10 protein-coding genes are annotated in these 6,625 nt (G+C 71.1%); 8 read left to right on the forward strand and 2 right to left on the reverse strand.

Annotation, left to right across the window (positions count from 1 at the left end; translation table 11 throughout):
• The coding region (locus AC1D1T_RS28685; RefSeq protein WP_477992966.1) for a GntR family transcriptional regulator at positions 1-236 on the reverse strand (236 nt) is incomplete at its 3' end.
• Between the two features lie 75 nt (positions 237-311).
• On the opposite strand from AC1D1T_RS28685, the gene AC1D1T_RS28690 reads away from it, so the two are divergent.
• From AC1D1T_RS28690 to AC1D1T_RS28710, 5 genes are read left to right on the forward strand one after another with little or no spacing between them, the layout of a single operon-like run.
• Positions 312-1,100, forward strand: coding sequence for an isocitrate lyase/PEP mutase family protein (locus AC1D1T_RS28690; protein WP_477826373.1), 789 nt, complete (start codon positions 312-314; stop codon positions 1,098-1,100).
• 11 nt (positions 1,101-1,111) lie between these two features.
• A complete protein-coding gene (locus tag AC1D1T_RS28695; protein ID WP_477826374.1) occupies positions 1,112-1,588 on the forward strand; it encodes an OsmC family protein in 477 nt (158 codons plus the stop codon).
• 10 nt (positions 1,589-1,598) lie between these two features.
• A complete protein-coding gene (locus AC1D1T_RS28700) occupies positions 1,599-2,246 on the forward strand; it encodes an FMN-binding negative transcriptional regulator (protein WP_477826375.1) in 648 nt (215 codons plus the stop codon).
• A 57-nt stretch (positions 2,247-2,303) separates the two neighbouring features.
• On the forward strand, positions 2,304-3,011 hold the full coding sequence (locus tag AC1D1T_RS28705; protein ID WP_477992967.1) for a c-type cytochrome: 708 nt from the start codon (positions 2,304-2,306) through the stop codon (positions 3,009-3,011).
• Positions 3,008-4,270, forward strand: coding sequence for a c-type cytochrome (locus AC1D1T_RS28710; RefSeq protein WP_477826377.1), 1,263 nt, complete (start codon positions 3,008-3,010; stop codon positions 4,268-4,270). Before AC1D1T_RS28705 ends, AC1D1T_RS28710 begins: the two co-directional genes overlap by 4 nt.
• Here the strand turns inward: AC1D1T_RS28710 and AC1D1T_RS28715 are convergent.
• Positions 4,260-4,568, reverse strand: coding sequence for a hypothetical protein (locus AC1D1T_RS28715; protein WP_465111304.1), 309 nt, complete (start codon positions 4,566-4,568; stop codon positions 4,260-4,262). The genes AC1D1T_RS28710 and AC1D1T_RS28715 overlap by 11 nt on opposite strands.
• 175 nt (positions 4,569-4,743) lie before the next feature.
• Between AC1D1T_RS28715 and AC1D1T_RS28720 the strand changes: the two genes are divergently transcribed.
• From AC1D1T_RS28720 to AC1D1T_RS28730, 3 genes are all read left to right on the forward strand, one after another.
• The gene (locus AC1D1T_RS28720) at positions 4,744-5,583 is read left to right on the forward strand and encodes a hypothetical protein (protein ID WP_477826378.1); all 840 of its coding nucleotides are present in this window, start codon (positions 4,744-4,746) and stop codon (positions 5,581-5,583) included.
• A 23-nt stretch (positions 5,584-5,606) separates the two neighbouring features.
• Positions 5,607-6,206: a hypothetical protein gene (locus tag AC1D1T_RS28725; protein WP_477826379.1), complete on the forward strand. Its 600-nt coding sequence runs from the start codon at positions 5,607-5,609 to the stop codon at positions 6,204-6,206.
• A gap of 227 nt (positions 6,207-6,433) precedes the next feature.
• On the forward strand, positions 6,434-6,625 hold a 192-nt coding region (locus AC1D1T_RS28730; protein ID WP_477826380.1), incomplete at its 3' end, for a hypothetical protein.

A 6,625-nucleotide genomic window follows, 5' to 3' on the forward strand; every position in this document is an offset into this window, starting at 1 on the left:
ACGTAGCTGCCGTCGCCGACGCGCGCCACCACGTAGCCCTCGGCACGCAGCCGCTCCAGCGCCCACAGCACCGTGTTGCGCCCGACGCCGAGCGCCAGCGCGTGATCGCGCGACGGCGGCAGCCGCGCACCGGGCGCGAAGGTGCCCTGCTCGATCGCGCCGCGCAGCTGCAGGTAGACCTGCTGGCGCAACGTGGCGGCCGTTGAAGCAAGCGCCGAATTGGTTCCTCCGGGCATGGTCGATTGGTTCCTCGTGAAGCCTCTTCAGTGTCTACGATATGGAACCAATCCGGAACCCGACGGGAGCCTCTCATGAGCAACCAGACCATCAACAAGACCGACCGCTTCATCGCGCTGCACCGCGGCCCGCGCGCCTTCGTGATCGCCAATGCCTTCGATGCCGGCTCGGCGCGCGCGCTGGCCGGCATCGGCTTCGCGGCGCTCGCCACCTCCAGCGGCGCCGCCGCCGCGGTGATGGGCCGGCGCGACGGCCAGTTGACGCGCGACGAGGCCATCGCGCACGCCCAGGCCATCGTGCAGGCAGTCGACGTGCCGGTGTCGGCCGACCTGGAGAACGGGTTCGGCGCGACGCCGCAGGATGCCGCCGAGACGATCCGCCGCGCCGGCGAAATCGGCCTGGCCGGCGGCTCGATCGAGGATGCGAGCGGCGACGAGGCGAAGCCGCTGTACGACATCGGCCACGCCACCGAGCGCATCGCCGCCGCGGTGGAGGCGGCGCGCGCGCTGCCGCATGGCTTCGTGCTGACCGCCCGGTCGGAGAACTTCCTGCGCGGCAAGCCCGACCTCGACGACACGATCCGCCGCCTGCAGGCCTTCGAGCGCGCCGGCGCCGACGTGCTGTTCGCACCCGGCCTGCCCGACCTCGACGCGGTGCGCACCGTGTGCAGCGCGCTGACGAAGCCGCTGAACTTCATGGTCGGCATCAAGGGCAAGTCGTTCAGCGTCGCCGAGCTCGAAGCAGCCGGCGTGCGCCGCATCAGCCTCGCGACCTCGCTGTACCGCGCCGCGATGCGCGGGCTGCTGGACGCCGCGACCGAAGTGCGCGAGCGCGGCACCTTCGACTACCTGAACCGCCTGTGAGGACCTCGACGATGGCCACGCACGACTACCACGCCGAGGTGCACTGGACGCGCGCCGGCCAGCCCTTCACCGACAACCGCTACAGCCGCCGCCACGACTGGCACTTCGACGGCGGGGCGACGGTGCCGGGTTCGTCGTCGCCGCATTCGGTGCGCGTGCCGATGTCGGACCCGAGCGCGGTCGATCCCGAGGAAGCCCTCGTCGCGGCCCTCAGCAGCTGCCACATGCTGTGGTTCCTCGGCCTCGCCGCGAAGGCGGGCTGGGTGATCGACGACTACCGCGATGCGGCGGTCGGCATCATGGAACCGAATGCGCAGGGGCAGATGGCGGTCACCGTCGTCACGCTGCGGCCGGCCGTGCGCTATGGCGGCGAGCGCCGGCCCGATGCCGCCGAGCAGGCGCGGCTGCACCACGAGGCGCATGCCAACTGCTTCATCGCGAACTCGGTGAAGTCCGAGGTGCGCTGCGAACCCGTCACGATCGACTGAAAGAGCCTCGATGTACGCACCCCGTCATTTCGAAGAATCCCGCCCCGAGGTGCTGCACGAGCTGGTGCGCACGCACCCGCTCGGGCTGCTGGTCACGCAGGATGCCGGCGGCGAGCTGTCGGCGAACCCGGTGCCCTTCCTGCTGGAGCACGACGAGGCCGGCCGCGCGGTGCTGCGCGCCCACGTCGCGCGCGCCAACCCGGTGTGGCAGGCCGCGCGGCGCGATGTCGATTCGCTGGTCGTGTTCCAGGGGCCGCAGGCCTACATCTCGCCGGGCTGGTACGCGACGAAGGCGGAGCACGGCAAGGTGGTGCCGACCTGGAACTACGTGATGGTGCAGGCGCGCGGCAGGCTGCAGGTGCATGAAGACGCACCGTGGCTGCTGTCGCTGGTGACTCGGCTGACGCAGCGACACGAGGCTGCGCTGCCACGGCCCTGGGCGGTGGCCGATGCGCCGGCCGATTTCATCGACGGCATGCTGCGCGCGATCGTCGGCATCGAGATCCCGCTGCAGGCGCTGACGGGCAAGTGGAAGGTCAGCCAGAACCGCTCGAGCGCCGATCGCGAAGGCGTCGCGGCGGGGTTGCGTGACCAGGGCGGCGCTGACTCGGCCGGTGCGTCGGTCAATATGTCCAGGCTGGTGCAGCCCGGCGGCTGAAGACGCGGGAGGATACTCGCGCTGCGCCGTCGCCTCGTCTGCCACGCGCACCGCACGATGAAATCCTTGCTCGCCCTGATCCTGCTGACCGCCGTCTTCAGTGCACGTGCCGCGCCACCGGTGCCCGACACGATCGCGCAACGCCTGCAGGCCTGCACCGGCTGCCACGGCAAGGAAGGCCGCGCCGCGCGCGACGGCTACTACCCGCGCATCGCCGGCAAGCCGGCCGACTACCTCTACCACCAGCTGCAGGGCTTTCGCGACGGCCGCCGCCAGTACGCGCTGATGACCGGCCTGCTCGATCCGCTGAGCGATGCCTACCTGCGCGAGATCGCCGCGTACTTCTCGTCGCTCGACCTGCCGTACTCGCCGCCGGCGCCCGGGCCTRCGCTGCCGGCCGCGCTCGCGCAGCGCGGCGAGGCGCTGGTGCGCAACGGCGATGCCGCGCGCAAGCTGCCGGCCTGCACGCAGTGCCATGGCGCCACGCTGACCGGCGTCGCCCCGGCGATTCCCGGCCTGCTCGGGCTGCCGCGCGACTACCTGGTCGCGCAGCTCGGCGCCTGGCGCACCGGCACGCGCCGCGCGCTGGCGCCCGACTGCATGGCGCAGGTGGCGCAGGCGCTGGCGGCCGACGAGGTCAGCGTGGTCGCGCAGTGGCTGGCGGTGCAGCGGGTGCCCGAGCCGGCGCATCCGGCTGCGACGCTGCCCGCCGCGTTGCCGATCACCTGCGGTGGCGTTCCCGACGTGACGAAGGTGTCGCCATGAAGCGCGCGCTGATCGTGATCGCGCTGTTGATCGCCGCCGCGGCAGGGGTGGGGGTGGCGCTGGTGATGGCGCTGAACTTCCGCGACGAGTCGCCGCTGGTCGCCGATGCCGCGCCCTTCACCCCGCAGCAGGTGGCGCGCGGCGAATACCTGGCCCGCGCCGGCAATTGCGCCGGCTGCCACACCGAGCGCGGCGGCGTGCCGTATGCCGGCGGCCGCGGCATCGCGACGCCGTTCGGCACGGTGTTCGCCCCGAACCTCACGCCGCACCCGCAGCACGGCCTCGGCGGCTGGACCGCGGCGCTGTTCTGGCGCGCGATGCACAACGGCCGCTCGGCCGACGGCCGGCTGCTGTACCCGGCCTTCCCGTACACCGAACTGACCCGCGTCACGCGCGAGGATTCGGATGCGCTGTTCGCATACCTGCGCAGCCTGCCGCCCACCGACAAACCGAACCGGCCGCATGCGCTGGGGTTTCCCTACAACACGCAGGCGGCGCTGGCGGTGTGGCGTGCCGCGTTCTTCCGGCCCGGCTCGATGCCGCACGACGGCACGCACTCGGCGGCCTGGAGCCGCGGTGCCTACCTCGTCGAGGGGCTGGGCCATTGCAACGCCTGCCATACGAGCCGCAATGCGCTCGGTGCGAGCTCGGGCATCGCGCTCGGCGGCGGGCTGATCCCGATCCAGAACTGGTACGCGCCGTCGCTCAGCGATGCGCGCGAGGCCGGCGTGGGCGAGTGGGAACTGCCGAAGATCGTCGCGCTGCTGCGCAGCGGCGTCGCCGATGCGTCGCGCGGCGGCAGCGTCACCGGGCCGATGGCCGAGGTCGTGACCGGCAGCCTGCAGCACCTGAGCGCCGACGACCTGCTCGCGATGGCGACCTACCTGAAGGCCCTGTCGCGGCAGGAGGTGAAGAACCCGCCCGCCCCGGCGGCGGTGATGGCGCAAGGCGGCCAGCTGTACAAGCAGCACTGCGTCGACTGCCATGGCGAGGACGGGGAAGGCGCGCCGCCCGCCTATCCGCCGCTGGCCGGCAACCGTGCGGTGACGATGGATTCGCCGGCGAACCTGGTGCACATCGTGCTGGAAGGCGGCTTCGCGCCGTCGACGCCGGCGAACCCGCGGCCCTACGGCATGCCGCCGTTCGCGACCGTGCTCAGCGATGCCGAGCTGGCCAGCGTGCTGAGCTACGTGCGCGGCTCCTGGGGCAATGGGGGAGCGGAAGTCTCGCCGCTCGATGTCGCGCGGCTCAGGAAATGAGGGCGCTGACCTGAACCGCGGCCAGCAGGCCCAGCCCGAGCGCCAGCATCCAGCCCTTGATCTCGCCGCGCCGCTGCCACGGTTTCAAGCGGTGCGGCCGGCTCAGCATCGCGAGCACGACCGATGCGCAGCCCGACAGCACGAACAGCACCGCCATCGCGAGGCTCAGGCCGCTGTCGCCGCGCTGCTCGGCCATGTGCATCACGACGGCCCCCATCAATGCGCCTGCCCCCATCGCCATCAGCGAATCGCGCGAGCTGGCAACGGAGGAAGGGGACGGACCGGTCGACTGCGGCATGGGAGGCTCTCTGGAAGAAGCCACCATTGTCGGCAGGCCACCGCTGCGGCAGTCCACGCAATACGTGGCGGATCCCACGCCAGTCCCTGGGTTCGCACCCGCGATTGACGCCCCTTCCGGCCCCGGATAGGCTCGCGCACCGCGAACGATTTCACAGATTGCAGGGGAGCACCGCATGCCATTCCGCCGTTGCCGTCCGATCGCCGTCGCTTCCGGGCTGCTGCTCGCCGCCACCGGTGCGCAAGCCGCCGACGCGACCGACTACCTGAACCAGAAGCTGTGGGTGCAGATCGGCGCGTTCCGCCCGTCGATCAGCTCGCACATCCAGGTCGACCGCTCGAACAGCGGCACCACCGGCACCGACCTGCACCTCGAGGACGAGCTGGGCCTGCCCGAGCACAAGACGCTAGGCACGCTGCTGGTCGGTGCGCGCTTCGGCGACCGCTGGCGTGCCGAGTTCGAGTACTTCTCGCTGAAGCGCAGTGCTGACAAGACGCTGCTCGAGACCGAGATCGTCGTTGACGACACCACCTTCCCGGTGTCGGCCTCGGTCGACAGCGAGTTCGACTCGAAGGTCGCGCGGGCGAGCGTCGGCTACTCGTTCTACAAGACCGACGAGGCCGAGGCCGGTGCCGTGGCCGGGCTGCACGTCACGCGCTTCAAGTTCATCGTCGAGGGCCTGGGCCAGGTCGACGGCGGCACCGTCGCGGTCCGCCGCGAGGAGGCCGCGCACACCGTGCCGCTGCCGACGGTCGGCGCCTACGGCACCTGGTCGTTCGCGCCGAGCTGGCTGGCCTCGGGCCGCGCCGATGCGTTCGCGATCAACTACAAGGGCCACAAGGGCCGGCTGCTGAACTTCCAGGCCAACCTGCAGTACCGCTTCACCGGCAACTTCGCGCTCGGCGCCGGCTACCGCTACGACCAGTACAAGCTCACCGAGACGCGCCGCGACCCGCGCGGCGAGGTGCGCTACACCTTCCAGGGGCCGCAGGTCTTCATCGACGCCGGCTTCTGATCGCGCAGCGCCTGCGCCTGGCCATGGAGACTGCCGCCTCGCCCGCCCCCGATCCCGCCGTCTTCCTGCACCTGCGGATCGTGCTCAGCATGGTGGTGAGCCTGAGCATCGCGCGGCTGCTGTCGGGGCTGGCGGTGTTCGTGCAGCATCCGGGCCGGCAGAAGGCGTACTGGGTGCACCTGCTGTGGACGGCCTCGACCTTGTTGCTGCTGGTGCACTTCTGGTGGTGGGAGTTCCGGCTCGCGCAATTGCCGGTGTGGCGCTTCGAGCTCTATGCCTTCGTGCTGTTCTACGCGGGGTTGAACTACCTGCTGTGCGCGGTGCTGTTCCCGATCGACCTCGATGAATACGACGGCTGGCGCGACTATTTCCTGTCGCGCCGCCGCTGGTTCTTCGCGCTGCTGGCGCTGAGCTTCGTGGTCGACCTGGGCGACACCTGGATCAAGGGCAGCGCGCTGCTGCCCAAGCTCGGGCTCGAGTACCCGCTGCGGGCCGGCGTCTACGTGCTGCTGTGCGGCGCCGCGGCGCTCATCCGACACCCGGTGTTCCACGGCGCGTTCGCGGTCGGCAACCTGCTGTACCAGGTGTCGTTCATCGTGCGGCTGTATGACGTGATCGAGTGACGAACCGGGGCCCGGAAGTCAGGGATCCGTCGCGAAATCCCGGTCATTTCTGCGCGACACTCCTTCCTCGCCGGGCGTGACCCGGTTCCGCGCACCAGACCACGGCTCCACAAGACCTCGCGGTGCGCTTCACGGGAGGATCCCATGCCGCACAGCCATTCCATCGCCGTCGCTCCATTGCCGAACCACGTCCCCGCCCCGCGCTGACCTGCTGGCGGCTGGCACCGATGTCGTCCTTCAAGAACCTGCCGCTGAGCTGGGCGCTGTCGCGCCAATGGCACCAGGCGCCGTTGCCGTGGCTGGCCTGGGCGCTGGGCGGCGTCGCGGCTCTCGCCGCGGTGGCCGCGGCAGGCGCCTGGGTGCATCTCCAGCAGCGCGAGCTGGCGGCAGCCCGGCGCGATCTCGCCACGCTCCAGGCC

The organism is Rhizobacter sp. P2_H3 (genome assembly GCF_056403355.1).